Origin of the sequence: Clostridium pasteurianum BC1 (genome assembly GCF_000389635.1) — a bacterium.
Lineage (GTDB): Bacteria > Bacillota > Clostridia > Clostridiales > Clostridiaceae > Clostridium_I > Clostridium_I pasteurianum_A.
Window position 1 is genome coordinate 4,436,297 of sequence record NC_021182.1, and the last position, 18,938, is coordinate 4,455,234.

The following is an 18,938-nucleotide window of genomic DNA, read 5'->3' on the forward strand; positions in this document are numbered from 1 at the left end:
ATTCAATTTTTCATAATATTACCTATTACAATTTCATATAGATTATTGGGAGGTGTAATTCTTGAATAAAGTCAAAACATTTTACAAAAATTCCATGGCCTATTATGAAATAGCCTATTTTTTAAAAAATTATATTAACGATAATACAATAATAGTTTGTATTGGTACCGATAGATGCATAGGAGATTGCCTCGGACCATTAACAGGCACTATGTTAAAAAATAGAAATTTTCCTTTGCCAGTTTACGGAACAATATCTGAACCAATTCATGCACTAAATCTTGATAAAAAATTAAACCATATAAAACTACTCTACCCTAAATCAGAAATCATAGGAATAGATGCATGTTTAGGTAATAGCAATAATATTGGTGAAATACAAGTACGTGATTATCCTATACATCCTGGAAAGGGTGTTGGAAAATCCCTTCCCGACGTAGGCAACTCATCTATAATTGGTATAGTTGACTCCTGCGATAGCACTGAATTATTTACCAATAGAAATATAAGACTAAACTTAATTTTAGATATGACTACAGTAATTTGTGATGCATTGCTGCATTCATATTATTTATTTAAGAACACTCCTAATAAAAGGATATAGAAAATACTAAAATAGAGAAATCATCTTAAAATAAAAAATCTTAATAATAAAAAAAGTGACTGTTGTTATACTGCAGTCACCTTTTAGCACTATTTATTACATTAATATATCTTCCCCATCTAAGTATACTTTATCAATAAATTCTAAAACTTTACCAGCTCCCAGTGCTACGCAAGAAACCGGATCTTCAGCAACATAAACTGGAACTTTAGTAACATGTTGAATAAGCTTATCCAACCCCTTTAGAAGGGAACCTCCACCGGTCATAACTATTCCTTTATCAGCAATATCCGCTGCTAATTCTGGAGGAGTTTTTTCAAGTACTGAATGCGTGCATTCAGCAATAGCATTAACCGCATCTTCAAGTGCTTCCCTTATCTCTTGTGACGTAACAATTAAATTTTTAGGAAGACCTGTTATTAAATCTCTTCCTCTGATTTCCAGAGACTCCTCAGACTCACCCTTAAAGGCTGAACCTATATTTATTTTTAGATCTTCAGCAGTTCTTTCGCCAATCATTAATTTATGTTTCTTTCTTATATATTTGATAATAGATTCATCAAATCTATCTCCTGCAACTTTTATAGTCCGTCTTACTACTATTCCTCCTAAAGAAATAACAGCTATATCACTTGTTCCTCCGCCTATGTCTATAACCATATTCCCACTTGCCTTTGTTATATCTAGTCCCATACCAATTGCTGCTGCCAGTGGTTCTTCAATCAAGCAAGGCTTCTTTGCTCCTGCATTCATTGCCGCATCTTTCACAGCTCTTTTTTCAACCTCTGTAGCTTCACAAGGTATACAAATTACTACCTTGGGTGTAGACATTCTTCTTTTTCCACAAGCTTTTTGTATAAAATGCTTTAACATTTTTTCAGTCATATCATAGTCTGATATTACTCCATCTCTTAATGGACGAATAGCTACTATATTTCCAGGTGTTCTGCCTATCATCTTTCTTGCTTCCTCACCAACTGCAAGGACTTCGTTAGTATTACGATTTATCGCTACCACTGATGGTTCTTTTAAAATTATACCCTTTCCTTTAAGGTACACAAGCACGGTGGCTGTTCCTAAGTCTATGCCCATATCAGATCCAATTCCAAAAAACATCCCTCTATTCACTCCATCTCTTATGTTTTTTTACATAAAACAACACATTTATCTTATTATAACTTTATTATTACATAAAATTATAAAAATTTCTTCTTTTTTATTATAATAGGAATGTTTCTAACCTTCAATAGCCTTGTACTTCATTTTTGTAGCTTTTCCACCTCTAATATGCCTTTCAGCTTTATTAACTTCTAAAATATTTTTAGCTTGTTCAGCAATTTGAGGATTTATTTGAGGTAATCTCTCTGTCATATCTTTGTGTATAGTACTTTTACTCACTCCGAAAACTTTAGCAGTTTTTCTGATTGTAGCTTTTGATTCAATAATGTATTGTGCTACTTCTAAAACTCTTTCCTCAATGTAATCTTTCAAAGTGCTACCTCCTTAACCCTTCTATATTATAAATATGCACTATATACCATATTGATTACTTAATATCAGCCATTCCCCTATTTTTTTAGGAATGGCTGATATATAGAATAATTAGTATTTTATATAATTCTGTGGATTTACATCCTTATAAGTTCCATCACTTTGTTTTTCATCGATTTCAAAATATAAGTGATCACAATTAACTATTCTATCTTTAGCATTATCACTATCGCCTACTACACCAATTTTGCTGTTCTTAGCAACTGGATCTCCAACTTTTATTGCTATACTTGATGGATCTAAATTGTCATATACAGTTTTTAATTTTCCATCATTACTTATAATAACTACATTTCCACCACTAACTGAAGATATCTTTCCATTCATTGCCGCATAAACAGGTACTCCTTTATTGGCTACTTTTATATACTCCCCTAATATGGTTCTTGATACATTATCTAAACCTACTGCCATAGCACCAGCAACTCCTGTATATCCTTGAGCAATAGTACCATTTACAGGTGTAACCATACTCGTTACTGCTGTTGCATTGGTAGGAACACTTGCATTACTCTTTGTAGTGCCTTTTTTTACTAGATTAGCATTGTCCATACTAGTTTTTTTACTATCATCTTTTGCTGTATTTGTTTTTGGTGTTTCTGTAGTTTTGGCATCATTAATTGCTTTCTTATTTTGATCATTTACTGACACCTGTGTTTGCTTTGACAGTGAACTACTCTTATGTTTAGTGTTAGTATTTACATATGTAGCAACACCTGCAACCACACATAAGCATAGAAACAAGATCACATAAAATCCATCTTTCTTCCAAAAACTAATTTTTTCCTTTTTAATTGATTGTTTGTTTTGTAAATCATTTTTATCCATTGATTAACACCTCCTTTTTGTATTTTGTCCACAAATTAGTAAATAATACATTTTATATAAAATATTTTTCCTTTTTTATCATGCAAATGTGGATAATATTTCATTGTAATCCTTAAAGGTTCTTATATTGTAAATTTTTTAAATAACTAAAAAGATTCTACAATAAAAATAATAGAATTTTTATTGTAGAATCTTTTATCAACTGCTATATTAAATTTAATTTAAAATATATACTCCAGCGGTACTATAAAATATATTACTTTAAATTTTTTCTATACTTACTCCACTATAATAATGTGTCAATATATCCTTATAATTCTTTCCCTGTTTTGACATTACATTTGCACCCCACTGGCTCATTCCAACATCATGACCATAGCCAATACAATTTATAACTATTCCTGTAATATTATAATTTATAGAAAAATTAGCTGAATTCAAACCCATCATAGTCCTAAATTTAGATCCTGTCATAGTATTATTACCTACTTTAATCTCTTTAACACTTCCGGCATCAGTTTTACTAATAATGTTAATTGAACTTTTAACATTAAAAATATTTAAATTAGAATTACTGTATTGACCTTTTACTTTATTCACGAAACTTATATAAGATAATTTAACCTGACTTTTATATTTAGGGGTGCTCTCTTCTCCTGGACTTAGAACACTCTTAAGATATGGTTCATCAGCGCCTAAAATATCCTTACCATTTTCAGTTTTTCCACTGCTTGTAGAAAAATAGTATGGCTCTGTAACTAATTTGCCATTATACTTAAGTACTTGTCCACTGGTATCCTGAACCGCCTGTGTGATTTTATTCCAATATTCTCCTGATGAACTTTTAGGCCAATCACTTAATCTAGCATTCTTATCCATATAGACCTGGCAATCAACTGTATCTGTAACATCTGCTCCATTAGCTTTTGGATACTTTTTACCCCCATATACCTCCATATGCGCTACTGCAAAAGTCCTTGCTGCTACTGCTTGTGCCTTAAGGGCTTCTATATTGAATTCTACAGGCATTTCTGCAGCCACTACTCCCCTTGTGTATTCTTCAAGTGCTAGTTCCTTAATTTTTTTTTCTTTTGTCATGTATACCTTTATACTTGACCCTCCGCCATTATTCTTATCAAATACTACATCTGTAGGATTAATATCATATTTTTCTAATTGACCGCTGCTCTTATTTGATTTATCTGCATATCCAATATTACTTCCAACCCCTCCTATAAATACAGCAAGAAATAATATGAATATAATTCCCAATGACACAGTTATAAAAAAATTCTTTACCATTTCCATTTTCCCCTCCTTTGTGCTTTAGGCATCTTCAAGAAATAATTAAGTCAGTATGCTAGTCTATTGTAAGTCCTACTGGGTCAACAGAACCCTCTGATAGACACTATCAGAAGAACCTGTTTCCTTGTTGGATTGAAAATATACGTCGCATCTTTGACTTGTTATTTATTTTCAGATGCCTTACTAGTATAATTTATTTGAATACTAATTAATTTATTACAAATAAAAAAAGAGCCCCAAATAGGGAGACCACTGAAAAAGTGCCCTCCAAATAGGTGACCCCTTTTTTATTTAACATTTTACTCTCTGTATTTTAACTCCAATATCCTGTAATTTATTTTCTATTTCAACATAACCTCTATCTATATGATGAATATCATATATTTCTGTTTCCCCATCTGCTTCCAGTGCTGCAAGTATTAAAGCTGCTCCTGCTCTAAGATCTGTAGCTTTTACTTCAGCGCCATTTAATTTATTTATACCTTCTATAACTGCACTTCTGCCATCAATTTTAATATTGGCTCCCATTCTTTTAAGCTCTATAACATGCATAAATCTATTTTCAAAAATTGTCTCAGTAATTACACTTGTTCCACAAACACAACTAAGAAGACTCATCATTTGAGATTGCATATCCGTAGGAAATCCAGGATAAGGCATAGTTTTTATGTCAATAGGCTTTAAATCATTTCTTCCATCTATCAGCAATTCTTGTCCCTTAAATTCAAAACCAATTCCCATCTCTGTTAATTTGGCTACCACAGGCCTTATATGCTCTTTGTTTATACCATTAATTTTGATTTTACTTTTTGTTATTCCAGCTGCAATCATAAAAGTTCCAGCTTCAATTCTATCATAAATTGGCTCATAGCTTATCCCATTTAGGTTTTTTACTCCAACAATTTTTAATGTATCTGTTCCTATGCCAGTAATTTTTGCTCCCATTTGATTTAAGAATTCTGCCAAATCTCCTATTTCCGGTTCTTCAGCTGCATTTTCAATGATTGTTTCACCCTCAGCTAATACTGCTGACATCATTATATTTTCTGTAGCTCCTACCGATGGAAAATCTAAATATATTTTGCTACCTATAAGCTTTGTTGTAGAAACTTCAACATATCCATGATTTAATTTAACCTCAGCACCCAGCGCCTTAAAGCCTTTTAGGTGTAGGTCAATGGGCCTGGTTCCTATATTACATCCACCAGGGAAGGAGGTCTTAAACTTACCAAATCTTGATATCATTGGTCCCATTATTAAAAATGACCCTCTCATCTTTCTTACCAGATCACTACTAACCTCAGAATCAATTATTCCGCTAGTATCAATAGCGATTTCTCTATTTATTTTATTTATATTAATCTTTGCTCCTAAAGATTTTAAGACATCAGTAATAACATATACATCTAAAAGCATAGGGCAATTTTTTATTATGCACTTATCTCCACATAGAATTGTAGCTGCAATTATTGGAAGTACAGCATTCTTTGCAGCACTAATATTCACTTCACCTCTTAGAGTACTTCCCCCTTTAATAATAAATTTTTCCATTTTACTCCTCCAATTTACTCTTATTTATCAATGAATCTTACTGATGGGAGGTTTGTTTCTTCCACTCAGTTTAGATAAATTATCAAGGGACGTGCCGCTGTTATCAACCACTATATAAAAACAAAGAAAATCTATTTTATATTTGTTCCTTTTCCCTTTAAAACAATGGAATATTACAGCGGCTAGTCATAAAATTAATAAGTAATACCAATTATAGGCGTACCTAAAATTATATAATTTCCATCAGATTCCTTTATAACTGCATAATTAAAATCTATAAGCTCTCCATTATCTGATATTGGAGTATATTTAGTTGTATAAGCTACCGTACTAAATCCCCTATTTATTTCAACAGTTGATACATTTCTACTGCCAATATCTTTTAAATAATTTTCTATTTTACTTTGAGTAGTTTTTACATCATCTTTAGAAATTTTCGCCTTTATATATTTATAAAATGTTATATTATCAGCTTTTTTATCAATAGATGCTCTAACCTGTTTTTCTAAATTATTAATGTCACCTTTTTTACTTATTTTTCTAATAAACAGATTAATTTTATTTACATTTCCATCTTTTCTGCTTTCTATATAACCATATATATCTCCATTTTCAAATTCTCTACAGTATACTTTATTATCATTTATAGTAACTCTATTTTTTATGTTTTTGCTCTTATCTTCTATGTTTTTATCCTCTAGCTGTACATCACTACCAGTCTTTAGTAAATCTTCATAATCATAATTATCATTATTAATTGCTATATCTGATGCACTATTATCATATAAATTCATCAATTTAAGCCATTTTATGCACTCATCTTTTCCATTACTACTTATGTCGTAATAAGTATTTATTCCCATTTCTATAGGCGTACTTTTAGTTCTACTTAAAATTTCATTAATTATATCCTTATTTTCAACAGCCAATACATTTTCCATTAAAAATGTCATAGAAATTATGATAACCAAAAATATATAATTCTTTTTTATCCTCATGTTTCCCCCTACCTTTCTCTTTAGATTATTAACTTATTTCTTCCTTTTTATTCCTATATATTATTAATATATAAATTTTATATATGATGTGTGAAAATTTTATTTTAAGCTTTAAAAATAAAAGATACTATCCAAATTTATTGAACTATAATAAATTTGGATAGTATCTTTTTAATTAATTTAATGCAGCATATTCCTACTTATCAATGAATCTTACTTAGTGGGAGTTTGTACCACAACTAAGTTTAAATGAATTATCGTGTGGCCGTTATCTCTATGTTTATAATTGAAGTGTTACAGCGGCTAGTTATCAGATAAACTATCAAATTAAAAAATGGTCTAAGAATTATTAATTCTTAGACCATTTTTTAATTGCCTTTAGTCTTGATTCTAGCAAGGGCCCTTTGGAGAGCAATTTCAGCCCTTTTAGCGTCAGTTTTAGGATCCTGTTTATGCAATCTTTCCTCTGCTCTTTCCTTAGCTTTTTCTGCTCTTTTTACATCAATTTCCTCAGGCCACTCAGCATCATCCACTATCATCTGTATTTCTTCTTTAGTAACTTTAAGTATACCTGTAGATGTAAATAAAGACTTTTCACTGCCGTCTTCAAGCTTTAATTTTGTAACAGTAGGTCTTAATAATCCTATAAAAGAACTATGTTGTGGAAGTATTCCTATGTCACCAGTCATTGTAGATGTATTTATCTCAGATACATCACCTTCATAGAACTTTTCCATTGGAGCTAGTATGCTTAATTTTATTTTAGATGACATACAAAATCACTCCTTTTTAGCTTTCCATCATGGATTTAGCTTTTTCTCTTGCTTCTTCTATAGTACCTACAAATAAAAATGCTGCTTCTGGTAAGTCATCACATTTACCTTCAAGTATTTCCTTGAAACCTTTTATTGTGTCATTTACAGTAACGAATTTACCTTGCATACTAGTAAACTGCTCTGCAACAGAAAATGGTTGAGATAAAAATCTCTGAATTCTTCTTGCTCTGTTAACAATAGCTCTATCTTCTTCTGATAACTCATCTACACCAAGTATTGCTATTATATCTTGAAGTTCATTGTATCTTTCAAGAATAAGCTTTACTTTACTTGAAACTTCATAATGCTCTTGCCCAACTATGTTTGGATCAAGTATTCTTGAAGTAGATTCAAGTGGACTAACAGCAGGATAAATACCAAGTTCTGATATAGATCTTGATAAAACTGTTGTAGCATCAAGATGAGTAAAGGTTGTAGCTGGTGCTGGATCTGTCAAATCATCTGCTGGAACATATACTGCCTGAACAGATGTTATTGAACCTTGCTTTGTAGAAGTTATTCTCTCTTGAAGAGCACCCATTTCTGTAGCTAAGGTTGGCTGATAACCAACGGCACTAGGTATTCTTCCAAGTAAAGCTGAAACTTCTGAACCAGCTTGTGTAAATCTAAATATATTATCTATAAATAGAAGCACATCCTGGCCCTCATCTCTAAATTTCTCGGCCATTGTAAGTCCTGTAAGTGCAACTCTCATTCTAGCACCAGGTGGCTCATTCATTTGTCCGAATACCAAAGCTGTTTTATCTATAACTCCAGATTCTTTCATCTCATAATAAAGGTCATTACCTTCTCTTGTTCTCTCTCCAACACCTGTGAATACTGACAATCCACCATGTTCTTTTGCTATGTTGTTAATAAGTTCCTGAATAAGAACTGTCTTACCAACACCAGCACCTCCAAACAGTCCAATTTTACCACCTTTTTGATAAGGTGCAAGTAAGTCTATTACCTTTATACCTGTTTCAAACATTTCAGGTACTACTGATTGTTCTTCAAAGGTAGGTGGTAATCTGTGTATAGGATAATATTCATCATCCTCGAAATCTCCTGCTTCATCAATTGTCTTACCTAATACATTAAAGAGACGTCCCAAAACTGGTTTTCCTACAGGAACTGAAATTGGTTTTCCAGTATCAGCCACATCTGCTCCTCTTCTTAAACCATCAGTTGGTTCCATTGATATAGCTCTTACTATATCATCACCTATATGTTGTTCAACTTCAGCTATAAGTTTTTTGTCTCCCATGCTTATTTCTAATGCATTATATATATTAGGAAGGCTTTCACTTGCGAATCTTATATCTATAACAGGTCCTATTACCTGAACAACTTTACCTATATGTTCTGGCATGAGTTTCCCTCCTTATTTCTGAGCCTCTGCTCCTGAAACTATTTCACTTATTTCTTGAGTGATTGCGCTCTGTCTAATTCTATTATATTTTAGATTTAAATTATCCAATAGATCATTGGCATTTTTTGTAGCACTATCCATAGCAGTCATTTTAGATGCCTGTTCACTTGCCTTTGAATTCAATAAAAAGTTAAATACTTGAGACTTCAAATATATGCCTACTATACCCTCTAGTAATTCATTAGCCTCAGGTTCAAATTCAGTTGAACCATCATACTTTATCTCCTTCATATCAAATGGTAGCACCTTTTTTATTATTATCTCTTGTTTTACTGTGGAAATAAACTTTGTATAAACTATATTTATTTCACCAATTTCTCCTTTATTATAGAGACTTAAAGCATGCTCTGCTATTGTTTTGGCTTCTGTAAGCGTAGGCTCATTTTGGATATCTACATATTCTGCTATTGTATCATAATGTAATCTCCTAAAATATCCTCTTCCCTTTTGACCTACAGACATTATAAGTGAATTTTCTCTATCTTTAGATATTTCCTTTACCGCTGCATTTACAACAGATCCATTAAATCCTCCACAAAGCCCTGCATCTGAAGTCATAGTTATATATAATTTCTTTTTGCTGTCATTACCAGTAGTATAAGTACTTTTTCCCATTACACCACTGGCTATTTTTTTTATTGTATCTTCAAAGGAATCATAATAACCCGCATTTGCATCTAGATTTCTCCTGGCTTTTCTTAATGTAGAGGTGGCTATAAGTCCCATGGCTTTTGTTATTTTTCTAGTATTAGTTATAGACTTAATTCTTCTTTTTATTGTAATAAGTCCTGCTGCCATATTTCACCTCCCGCAAAGGTAAGGTAAATTAAACCTCTGCTAAAATACTTTTTTATATTCCTCTATTGCACTATTAAGAGATTTTTTAAGTTCATCATCTAATACTTTCTTTGTAAGTATAGCTTCACCAATTTCTTTATGATGTGTATCTATATAATCCAAAAGGCCTTTTTCAAATTCCTTTATCTTACCTACTTCTATATCCATTAGATATTCTTCTACACATGCATATATTATAATTACTTGATTTTCTACAGATACTGGCTGATATTGATCTTGCTTAAATATCTCTAAAAGTCTCTTACCTTTTTCAAGTCTCTTCTTTGACTCTTTATCTAGGTCTGAACCAAATTGTGCAAAAGCAGCAAGTTCTCTATACTGTGCAAGTTCAAGTCTAAGAGTTCCAGAAACCTGTTTCATAGCTTTAATCTGCGCGCTACCACCAACTCTGGAAACTGATATACCAGAGTTAACAGCTGGCCTCTGTCCTGCATAGAACAAATCTGATTCAAGGAATATCTGACCGTCTGTTATTGATATAACATTTGTAGGTATATATGCAGTAATATCTCCTGCAAGAGTTTCAATTATTGGAAGTGCAGTTATTGAACCACCGCCCAATTTATCTGATAATTTAGCAGCTCTCTCTAGAAGTCTTGAATGTAAATAGAAAACATCTCCTGGATAAGCTTCTCTTGATGGTGGTCTTCTTAATAATAATGACATTGTTCTGTAAGCAACGGCATGTTTACTTAAATCATCATATACTATTAATACGTCTTTACCCTGATCCATGAAGTATTCACCGATAGTTACACCAGTATATGGAGCAAGGAATTGAAGTGGTGCTGAATCAGCAGCTGAAGCTGATACAATAATTGAATAATCCATAGCTCCCTTTTGTGTAAGTGTATTGTAGATATGTGCAACCGTTGATTGTTTTTGTCCTATGGCAACATAAATACAAATAACGTCATTTCCCTTTTGGTTTATTATAGTATCTATAGCTATAGCAGTTTTACCTGTTTGCCTATCCCCTATAATAAGCTCTCTTTGTCCTCTTCCAATAGGAATCATAGAATCAATTGCCTTTATACCTGTTTGAAGAGGTTCATTAACTGATTTTCTTTCAATAACACCATGCGCTATAGTTTCAGCAGGTCTTGTTTCGGTAGTGTTTATTGGGCCTTTTCCATCTATTGCTATACCAAGCCCATTAACAACTCTTCCAATCATTTCTTCGCCAACAGGTACTTCAACTACTCTACCAGTACTCTTTACTACGTCTTCTTCTTTTATTCCCTCTTCATCACCAAGTAGAACGCAACCTACATTATCCTGTTCAAGATTCATAACCATTCCATATACGTTGTTTGGGAATTCAAGAAGTTCTCCAGCCATACAATTTTCTAAGCCATATACTCTAGCGATACCATCACCTACTTGAATTATAGTACCTGAATCTACAGCTTTTACTTTATCTTCATAACCCTCAATCTGCTTTTTTATAATTGAGGTTATTTCTTCAGGTTTTATGTTCATAGGCTCACCTCTATCCTCTTATAAGCATTAATTTTTTAATTTCTTCTAGTTTATTTTTAATGGTTCCATCAATAACATCGTCTCCAACTCTTACATAGACTCCACCAATAATACTTTCATCGATATTTTCTTTTAAAATTATTGATTTGTTGTATTTAGCTTTTAATTTATCTATAAGAGAAGTTCTTTCGCTGTCATTTAATGGAATAACTGTCTTTATTTCTGCTACAATCTGATTATTTTTCTCCAAGTCAACCTTTTTAACCTGGAGTATAATTCCGCTAAGCTCATTGATTCTGCTTTTTTCAATGAGTATAAGTAAAAAAGAGAGCAATTCATTATCTATTTTGCCTTTAAAGATATTTGTGAAAACTTCTTTTTTCTTTGAAGTACTTATTTTAGGATTACTAATTACCTGATTAAGCTCTTCATTAACATTAATAAGCTCATGAATCTGCTCTAAATCAGCTATATATTCTTCAGTTTTATTTTTCGCTGAAGCAATTTTATATAATGCTACAGCATATCTCCTATCTAAGTATTCATACATATCACATACCTACCTTAGTTATAAAATCTTCGATAAGCCTTCTATGTTCTTTTTCATTTATATCTTTCTCTAAAGCTTTTGAAGACAAAATAACAGCAAGATCAACTACTTTTTTCTTTAGTTCATCTTCTGCTTTTTCTTTTTCTCTCTCTACTTCTTTCTTAGCTCTTTCCATTATAAGATCAGCCTCACTTGAAGCTTCCTTTTTAATGTCCTGTGACAATTTTTCAGCTTTTTCCTTATAATCCTCTACTATGCTTTTACCCTGAGCTTTTGAATCTTCTAAACTCTTTTCAGTTTGAATTTTTAAAGTCTTTGCTTCTTCTCTGTCATTATTCGCTTTATTTATTGTCTCTTTTACCTGATTATTTCTGGTATCAATTGCATTTGTAATTCTCTTGAAAAGTAAAACTCTTAATATTATCAAAAGAATTATAAAGTTAATTACAGTTTCTACGATTGTAAACAAATTTCCACTCATATACTCAAAAGCCTCCCTTCTTCAGGCTTATTTTTATAAAAAAATAAGTTTATTGATTATTGCCATTTTACGAAAATTAGCATAATTGCAATAATCAAAGCATACAAAGAAGTAACTTCGGCAAATGCTATTCCTAGGATCATTGTTGACATTATATTTCCTCTTGCTTCCGGTTGTCTTGCTATAGCTTCAACTGCTTTTCCTGAAACAGTTCCTATACCAACACCACCGCCAAGACATCCAATTGCGGCTAAACCTCCACCTATAGCTAGCATACCATGTAAAAATGTTTGAGCATCAATATTCATTCTTTCTTCCTCCTTAAAATCCAAAATGTAAAATTCATTTTATAAATTACCTACTGCTTATAATATCTAGCATCATAATATATATGATGTAGTTTATTATTAAATTATTCTTCACCTTCACTTACAGCAATTTTAGTATATACCATTGTAAGCATTATAAATACATACATCTGTATAAGGCCATCAAATATATCGAAAAACCCATGCAGCGGAATAGGTATTACAAATGCAAAATGCTTCAAGGCTCCATAAACCAATCCTATTATCATACTTCCAACAAGCATATTGCAGAATAATCTTAGGCATAGTGATAAAGGTAAAGTTACTTTTTCAATGATATTCATGACAATCATGGGTGCAAAGGGTTGTAGATAGGATTTTAGATAACCTCCAACACCAATTCTCTTGATAGAAGTAGCCTGAATTACTACGAAGCTCATCAATGCAAAGCCTGCAGTAACATTTATATCTTTAGTAGAAGGATCTACCCCAACTAGACCTGTTAAGTTTAGGAAACATAAAAATATAGCCATGGTTCCTATGAAGGGCACAAAGCTTTTAAAATCATCTCCCATATTTGACTTAACCAATCCATTTATGGTTTCTACAAAGACTTCTAGAACACTTTGCCTTTTGCTTGGAATAGTTTTTATATTTGTTGTTAAAATTAATGCTAGAATAATTATTATAGCCATGATTACCCATTGTACAACAATACTTGATGTAATGGCAATGGAATGATTTGCTACATGTAAAGTAAATACTGTATCTGGACTCATCTCAATCACTTCCTTTCTGATTTATTTATTGTGATTCCATAAAGTACAATTGAAATATAATGTAAAGTATAGCCTATTAAAAAAGCTATAAAACTAAATCTATTATTTTTACAGAGCAATACAGCAATACCACCTGTAATAATAATCCTAATTATAGATCCTATAGCACCAATAACTTTATTTCCATTCTCTTTTAATGAATAATTTGAAATAATAGAATTCAATATAAAATTTAAGGCAGCCAGTAATAATCCTATAAATAATATATTTGTATAAAGTTTAAAAAAAATATAACAAATAGTGCTAGATAAAGCCGCAACAATTATATCAAAGGAAATAACCTTTCTTAAAATTTCTTTAACTTCTCTATCCATTATTACTATCACCTACTGTCAAATAACAATATCTAAATTATATATCCAAGTTACTTTTAATGGAACTGTCATATTTAGCTTTTTTTATTCTTATTTTGTCATATAACCAATTTATCTATCTATTTCTTCATTTTAATCGTGCTAATAGATATTTTCTTCTATTTGCTAATCTGCTTTTTAATATTTCAAATGAATGAATTATGTTTATTTTCAGTAATTTTAAACCATACTAAATAGTAAACGAGTTCATTATTCTATGTCAATGACATTTTTCTATATACTCATATCTATTATTTCATAAAAAGTATTTAAATATTTAAATATTTAAATATTTTTTACTAAAATACAAGTTTTTTGGTCTTACCAGTTTATAAAAATATGTTAAATCATGAAAAATCTAACGAATTATACCTTAATATATCAAAAATATATTATTTTTATATTAATTTAAAGTAAAATAAGTATTTAAATTTTAAAAATTACCTATTTAATGATACTTTAAAAAAAATAAATTGTAAACAAATTAATAATAATTTACTGGAAAAATATATACATTATAGCAAATCAATTTAAATTATAAAATAATCTTTTTTAATTAATAATTATAAATATAAAAATAAGGTGAAGATTAAATCTTCACCTTATTTTTATATAGTACAAAATTATCTTTTAACTATAAGAGCTGTACCTTGTCCTCCACCTATACATAATGTCGCAAGACCAGTTTTAGCATCTCTTCTTACCATTTCATATAAAAGTGTAACTAATATTCTACCACCTGAAGCTCCTACTGGATGTCCAATAGCTATGGCTCCACCATTAACATTAACTTTATCTGTATCCAAATTTAAATCTTTAACAACGGACAAACTTTGTGCTGCAAAAGCTTCATTAGCTTCTATTAAATCCAAATCTTCTACTTTTAAGTCTGCTCTTTCAAGGGCAACTTTAGTAGCTCCAACTGGTCCATAACCCATTATAGCTGGATCAAGTCCTTTTGAACCAAAAGCTGCTATTCTAGCAAGAGGTTTAACTCCAAGCTCTTCAGCCTTTTCTGCACTCATAATAACAAATGCTGCTGCTCCATCATTTATACCTGATGCATTTCCAGCAGTTACTGTACCATCTTTTTTGAAAGCAGGTCTAAGTTTTGCTAATGCTTCTATTGTAGTCCCAAATCTAGGGAATTCATCTGTATCAAATATTTTAGGATCTCCCTTTCTCTGTGGTATTTCTATAGGAACTATTTCATCTTTAAATTTACCAGCTTTTATAGCAGCTTCAGCTTTTTGTTGTGAAGCAAGAGCAAATTTATCTTGATCTTCTCTAGTAATATTCCACTTTTCTGCTATATTTTCAGCAGTTATTCCCATGTGGTAATTATTGAAAGCATCCCATAAACCATCTACAATCATTTCATCTACAAGCTTGGTATCTCCCATTTTAGTTCCCCATCTAGCATCATTAACTAAATATGGAGCTCTTGACATGTTTTCCATACCACCAGCAACTATAATATCAGCATCTCCTGATAATATCATTTGACGTGCAAGTGATACAGCTCTAAGACCAGAACCACACACCTTATTAATTGTAAGAGATGATACTTCTACTGGTAAGCCCGCTTTTATTGATGATTGTCTAGCTGGATTTTGTCCAAGTCCTGCCTGAAGAACATTTCCCATAACTACTTCTTCAACATCTTCTGGTTTTATTCCTGCTCTTTTAACAGCTTCTTTAATTACTGCTGCTCCTAAATCCACAGCTGGAACTCCTTTTAAACTTCCTCCAAAAGAACCTACTGCTGTTCTTACAGCACTTGCTATTACTACCTCTTTCATGAAAGTAACCTCCTAAAATTTATATTCTTAAATATTAAAATCGTTTGTTATTTAATTCACAATTTAATTATAACCACAAATATTTTTTTTATCAATAGATTTTGTTAAGAAATATACAAAGTTTATTTTTTCTTAGCTTTTTTAAGTATATGTAATTTTCTATAATTTATTTAAGAATATTTAAGGCATATTCAAACAAAATAACACAGCAAAGACGATGTTATTTATTAAATATGCCCTAACTTAAATTTATAAGTAATCTAACAAAATAGTAATGGAGTTAATTCCCATTTTATTTTAAAGAACTTTAAAAATAATACAGGATTAATGTTTATGGACAATTACTTCCTCAATTTAATTTTAATTAGTTTTGTTAAAATATTTGAAAATTATGTCTACAATTTTTTGGGATGCCAATCCATCTCCATATGGATTTATTGCTTTACTCATTTTAGAATATTTTTCTTCATCTCTTATAAGTTCATTTGCTTCTTTTATAATTGTATCCTTATCAGTTCCTACTAATTTTACTGTTTTTGCAGCCACAGCTTCTGGTCTCTCCGTTACATCTCTTAGTACTAAAACAGGCTTTCCTAAATGTGGAGCTTCTTCCTGTAACCCCCCTGAATCTGTCATTACCATAAAACACTTATTCATCAAATTATGAGTTTCCTTTGTATCTAAAGGTGGAAGCAAATGTACCCTAGGAACTCCATCTAAATATTTATAAACTACATCTTTAACTATTGGATTTAAATGAACTAAATATACTAATTCCACCTCTTCATTTTGCTCTACTATATTTTTAAGAGCTTTACATATACTCTCTATACCTTTTCCCCAATTTTCTCTTCTATGGGCGGTTACCATAATTATCTTTTTATTTTCATAATTTAGATTGTTAAGTTCTTCATTATCGAATTCATAATTATCTTCCACAGTATATTCCATGGCATCAATTACCGTATTTCCTGTAATATAAATGTTTTCCTTATTAATGCCTTCTCTTAGCAAGTTATCCCTTGCACTTATAGTGGGAGCAAAATGTAAATCTGCCATAGCTCCAGTTAATTTTCTATTCATTTCTTCTGGAAATGGAAAATATTTATTAAAAGTACGTAGACCTGCCTCCACGTGCCCAATTGGAATTTGTTTATAAAAAGCCGCAAGAGCACCTGCAAAGGTAGTTGTAGTATCTCCATGCACTAATACCATATCAGGTTTTTCTATTTCAAAAGTTTCCTCTAACCCCTCTAAAACTTTTGTAGTTATACCTGTTAAAGTTTGTTTTGACTTCATAATATTCAGATCAAAATCGGGAGTTATATTAAATAAATCCAAAACTTGATCAAGCATTTGCCTATGCTGAGCTGTTACACATACCTTAACCTCTATATTTTCTCTTTTATCCAATTCCTTTACAAGAGGAGCCATTTTTATAGCTTCTGGTCTAGTACCAAAAATAGTTATAATTTTAATCTTATCCAATTCGTATTCCTCCTACCATTAGCTGCATTCAAATAAATATGAAAATATACGTAATATTTTCATCTACTATTTATTTTCACATAGCTTATCAACTTTTGTGTTTAAATAATCCGAATTTCCAGGCTGAAAATACTATAGCTATTATCACAATTGTTAAAACCATATAGGCCCTTTTATTAGTTAATTGCATAACGATAATTGCAATAAAACCAAGTACTATGCTAATGAAATACATTATAATTACTGCTTGACGCTGTGTTAATCCCATATCCAGCAGTCTATGATGTAAATGTCCTTTATCAGCCTCTGCTATAGATTTGCCATTTACCTTTCTCCGTATTATTGCAAATAGAGTATCATAAATAGGTAACCCCAGAGCAAGAATTGGAACAGCCAATACAATAGCTGAAGCTGATTTTATCGCTCCTTTCATAGCTATTGCCGCAAGTAAAAATCCAAGCAACTGAGCTCCTGTATCTCCCATAAATATAGATGCAGGATTAAAATTATAAGGTAAAAATCCTAATATAGCTCCTGCTAATATAATGGTTAAAGTAATTACTTCCATATCTGCCATTCCACTTAAAAATGCAACTACGGTCATGGTAACACAGGCTATGAATGCAAGGCCTGCTGAAAGTCCGTCTAAACCATCAATTAAATTAAAGGCATTAGTAACTCCTATAACCCAAAGCATTGTTAAGGGTATTGCAATAAAGTTTGTAATACTTATGTATAGATTCACATCACTAACAGGATTTGTAATTACTGATATCATTATCTTAAAAGATATTAACACACAGGCAGCAGCAATCTGAAAGATCAGTTTTTGCCATGGTCTTATGTTATATTTATCATCTATTACTCCACCAATAACTATAATTAAGCTTCCTACTATTATTCCTATTTCCGGTTCATTTATTGGACCTTTCTTTAAAAAAATCATAATTACAAAAGCTATATAAATAGCTAATCCGCCTAATTTTGGAATTGGCTTTTTATGTACTCTTCTACCATCCTTAGGAATATCTACCACTTTAAAGATGCAAGCTAGCTTTCTAATCAAAGGTGTACTTATAAACGAAATAACTGCAGAAAGTATTGCTATTAAATATAAATTTTCCATATTTATTTTCCTCTTAACTATGTAATTATTTTTCTAAACAAAATATACTTAATATCCCATTTCATCCTGAAGAGAATCATCCTCCTCTATCCACAAATCAGTATCTATAACTCTATAATTATGTTTTGTATCCCGTATAATCACTTTTTTAATTCCTGAATTGATAATTAACCTCTTGCACATAGTGCATGAGTTAGCATTTTTAACATATTCTCCAGTTTTTACATCTCTGCCAACTAAATACAAATTAGCTCCAAGCATATCTCTTCTTGAAGCACTAATTATAGCATTGGCTTCTGAATGCACAGACCTACATAATTCATATTGTGTTCCCCTTGGAACATTTAGTTTCTCTCTTCTACAAAAGGCAATATCAGAACAATTTTTTCTTCCTCTTGGTGCTCCTGTATACCCTGTAGATATAATTTCATCATTTTTAACAATTATAGAACCATAATTACGTCTTAAACATGTTCCCCTTTCTAATACCGTTTCTGCGATATCTAAATAATAGTTATATTTATCTCTTCTTTCCATATATTATCTCCCTAAAGTATCAAATACAAG

General features: G+C 31.2%; 20 protein-coding genes. 1 reads left to right on the plus strand and 19 read right to left on the minus strand.

Annotation, left to right across the window (positions count from 1 at the left end):
• Positions 1-61 precede the first annotated feature (61 nt).
• Complete coding sequence (gene yyaC / locus CLOPA_RS20595) at positions 62-604, plus strand: spore protease YyaC (protein ID WP_015617357.1); 543 nt, start codon at positions 62-64, stop codon at positions 602-604.
• A gap of 96 nt (positions 605-700) precedes the next feature.
• On the opposite strand, the gene CLOPA_RS20600 is transcribed toward yyaC, so the two are convergent.
• The 19 genes from CLOPA_RS20600 to CLOPA_RS20690 all read right to left on the minus strand — a co-directional run bounded on the left by CLOPA_RS20600 (position 701) and on the right by CLOPA_RS20690 (position 18,908).
• Entirely contained in the window at positions 701-1,720 is a 1,020-nt protein-coding gene (locus tag CLOPA_RS20600; protein ID WP_015617358.1) for a rod shape-determining protein, read from the minus strand.
• Between the two features lie 120 nt (positions 1,721-1,840).
• Positions 1,841-2,095, minus strand: coding sequence for a sporulation transcriptional regulator SpoIIID (gene spoIIID, locus CLOPA_RS20605; protein WP_003445786.1), 255 nt, complete (start codon positions 2,093-2,095; stop codon positions 1,841-1,843).
• Positions 2,096-2,206: 111 nt separating this feature from the next.
• Positions 2,207-2,983 carry a M23 family metallopeptidase gene (locus CLOPA_RS20610; protein ID WP_015617359.1) on the minus strand — a complete coding sequence of 259 codons (777 nt, stop codon included), beginning with the start codon at positions 2,981-2,983 and terminating at the stop codon, positions 2,207-2,209.
• Positions 2,984-3,244: 261 nt separating this feature from the next.
• On the minus strand, positions 3,245-4,285 hold the full coding sequence (spoIID, locus tag CLOPA_RS20615; RefSeq protein ID WP_041711647.1) for a stage II sporulation protein D: 1,041 nt from the start codon (positions 4,283-4,285) through the stop codon (positions 3,245-3,247).
• Between the two features lie 294 nt (positions 4,286-4,579).
• Entirely contained in the window at positions 4,580-5,839 is a 1,260-nt protein-coding gene (gene murA, locus CLOPA_RS20620) for a UDP-N-acetylglucosamine 1-carboxyvinyltransferase (RefSeq protein ID WP_015617361.1), read from the minus strand.
• A 194-nt stretch (positions 5,840-6,033) separates the two neighbouring features.
• Positions 6,034-6,837 carry a YwmB family TATA-box binding protein gene (locus tag CLOPA_RS20625; RefSeq protein WP_015617362.1) on the minus strand — a complete coding sequence of 268 codons (804 nt, stop codon included), beginning with the start codon at positions 6,835-6,837 and terminating at the stop codon, positions 6,034-6,036.
• A gap of 368 nt (positions 6,838-7,205) precedes the next feature.
• A complete protein-coding gene (locus tag CLOPA_RS20630) occupies positions 7,206-7,610 on the minus strand; it encodes a F0F1 ATP synthase subunit epsilon (protein ID WP_015617363.1) in 405 nt (134 codons plus the stop codon).
• Positions 7,611-7,626: 16 nt separating this feature from the next.
• On the minus strand, positions 7,627-9,024 hold the full coding sequence (atpD, locus tag CLOPA_RS20635; protein ID WP_015617364.1) for a F0F1 ATP synthase subunit beta: 1,398 nt from the start codon (positions 9,022-9,024) through the stop codon (positions 7,627-7,629).
• Between the two features lie 12 nt (positions 9,025-9,036).
• Positions 9,037-9,882, minus strand: a complete 846-nt coding sequence (gene atpG, locus CLOPA_RS20640; protein WP_015617365.1) for an ATP synthase F1 subunit gamma — start codon at positions 9,880-9,882, stop codon at positions 9,037-9,039.
• Between the two features lie 39 nt (positions 9,883-9,921).
• Positions 9,922-11,424, minus strand: coding sequence for a F0F1 ATP synthase subunit alpha (gene atpA / locus CLOPA_RS20645; protein ID WP_015617366.1), 1,503 nt, complete (start codon positions 11,422-11,424; stop codon positions 9,922-9,924).
• Positions 11,425-11,434: 10 nt separating this feature from the next.
• The gene (locus CLOPA_RS20650) at positions 11,435-11,974 is read right to left on the minus strand and encodes a F0F1 ATP synthase subunit delta (protein WP_015617367.1); all 540 of its coding nucleotides are present in this window, start codon (positions 11,972-11,974) and stop codon (positions 11,435-11,437) included.
• Position 11,975: 1 nt separating this feature from the next.
• Complete coding sequence (locus tag CLOPA_RS20655; protein ID WP_015617368.1) at positions 11,976-12,455, minus strand: F0F1 ATP synthase subunit B; 480 nt, start codon at positions 12,453-12,455, stop codon at positions 11,976-11,978.
• Positions 12,456-12,511: 56 nt separating this feature from the next.
• A complete protein-coding gene (atpE, locus tag CLOPA_RS20660; protein WP_015617369.1) occupies positions 12,512-12,763 on the minus strand; it encodes an ATP synthase F0 subunit C in 252 nt (83 codons plus the stop codon).
• A gap of 104 nt (positions 12,764-12,867) precedes the next feature.
• Positions 12,868-13,548: a F0F1 ATP synthase subunit A gene (locus CLOPA_RS20665; RefSeq protein WP_051115709.1), complete on the minus strand. Its 681-nt coding sequence runs from the start codon at positions 13,546-13,548 to the stop codon at positions 12,868-12,870.
• Positions 13,548-13,916, minus strand: a complete 369-nt coding sequence (locus tag CLOPA_RS20670) for an ATP synthase subunit I (RefSeq protein ID WP_015617371.1) — start codon at positions 13,914-13,916, stop codon at positions 13,548-13,550. The genes CLOPA_RS20665 and CLOPA_RS20670 overlap by 1 nt, the downstream gene beginning before the upstream one ends.
• 662 nt (positions 13,917-14,578) lie before the next feature.
• A complete protein-coding gene (locus tag CLOPA_RS20675; protein ID WP_015617372.1) occupies positions 14,579-15,757 on the minus strand; it encodes an acetyl-CoA C-acetyltransferase in 1,179 nt (392 codons plus the stop codon).
• 360 nt (positions 15,758-16,117) lie between these two features.
• Positions 16,118-17,245 carry a non-hydrolyzing UDP-N-acetylglucosamine 2-epimerase gene (gene wecB, locus CLOPA_RS20680; RefSeq protein WP_015617373.1) on the minus strand — a complete coding sequence of 376 codons (1,128 nt, stop codon included), beginning with the start codon at positions 17,243-17,245 and terminating at the stop codon, positions 16,118-16,120.
• An 88-nt stretch (positions 17,246-17,333) separates the two neighbouring features.
• Positions 17,334-18,371 carry an MraY family glycosyltransferase gene (locus CLOPA_RS20685; protein ID WP_015617374.1) on the minus strand — a complete coding sequence of 346 codons (1,038 nt, stop codon included), beginning with the start codon at positions 18,369-18,371 and terminating at the stop codon, positions 17,334-17,336.
• Positions 18,372-18,419: 48 nt separating this feature from the next.
• Complete coding sequence (locus CLOPA_RS20690; RefSeq protein WP_015617375.1) at positions 18,420-18,908, minus strand: deaminase; 489 nt, start codon at positions 18,906-18,908, stop codon at positions 18,420-18,422.
• Positions 18,909-18,938 lie beyond the last annotated feature (30 nt).

Bases quoted from the DNA above. Each gene is read 5' to 3' on its own strand.
- CLOPA_RS20630 (WP_015617363.1), bottom strand. From the start codon at position 7,610: ATGTCATCTAAAATAAAATTAAGCATACTAGCTCCAATGGAAAAGTTC.
- spoIID (WP_041711647.1), bottom strand. From the start codon at position 4,285: ATGGTAAAGAATTTTTTTATAACTGTGTCATTGGGAATTATATTCATA.
- atpA (WP_015617366.1), bottom strand. From the start codon at position 11,424: ATGAACATAAAACCTGAAGAAATAACCTCAATTATAAAAAAGCAGATT.
- CLOPA_RS20650 (WP_015617367.1), bottom strand. From the start codon at position 11,974: ATGTATGAATACTTAGATAGGAGATATGCTGTAGCATTATATAAAATT.
- CLOPA_RS20625 (WP_015617362.1), bottom strand. From the start codon at position 6,837: ATGAGGATAAAAAAGAATTATATATTTTTGGTTATCATAATTTCTATG.
- murA (WP_015617361.1), bottom strand. From the start codon at position 5,839: ATGGAAAAATTTATTATTAAAGGGGGAAGTACTCTAAGAGGTGAAGTG.
- CLOPA_RS20600 (WP_015617358.1), bottom strand. From the start codon at position 1,720: ATGTTTTTTGGAATTGGATCTGATATGGGCATAGACTTAGGAACAGCC.
- atpD (WP_015617364.1), bottom strand. From the start codon at position 9,024: ATGCCAGAACATATAGGTAAAGTTGTTCAGGTAATAGGACCTGTTATA.
- CLOPA_RS20655 (WP_015617368.1), bottom strand. From the start codon at position 12,455: ATGAGTGGAAATTTGTTTACAATCGTAGAAACTGTAATTAACTTTATA.
- CLOPA_RS20690 (WP_015617375.1), bottom strand. From the start codon at position 18,908: ATGGAAAGAAGAGATAAATATAACTATTATTTAGATATCGCAGAAACG.
- CLOPA_RS20685 (WP_015617374.1), bottom strand. From the start codon at position 18,371: ATGGAAAATTTATATTTAATAGCAATACTTTCTGCAGTTATTTCGTTT.
- CLOPA_RS20610 (WP_015617359.1), bottom strand. From the start codon at position 2,983: ATGGATAAAAATGATTTACAAAACAAACAATCAATTAAAAAGGAAAAA.
- atpE (WP_015617369.1), bottom strand. From the start codon at position 12,763: ATGAATATTGATGCTCAAACATTTTTACATGGTATGCTAGCTATAGGT.
- CLOPA_RS20675 (WP_015617372.1), bottom strand. From the start codon at position 15,757: ATGAAAGAGGTAGTAATAGCAAGTGCTGTAAGAACAGCAGTAGGTTCT.
- CLOPA_RS20670 (WP_015617371.1), bottom strand. From the start codon at position 13,916: ATGGATAGAGAAGTTAAAGAAATTTTAAGAAAGGTTATTTCCTTTGAT.
- atpG (WP_015617365.1), bottom strand. From the start codon at position 9,882: ATGGCAGCAGGACTTATTACAATAAAAAGAAGAATTAAGTCTATAACT.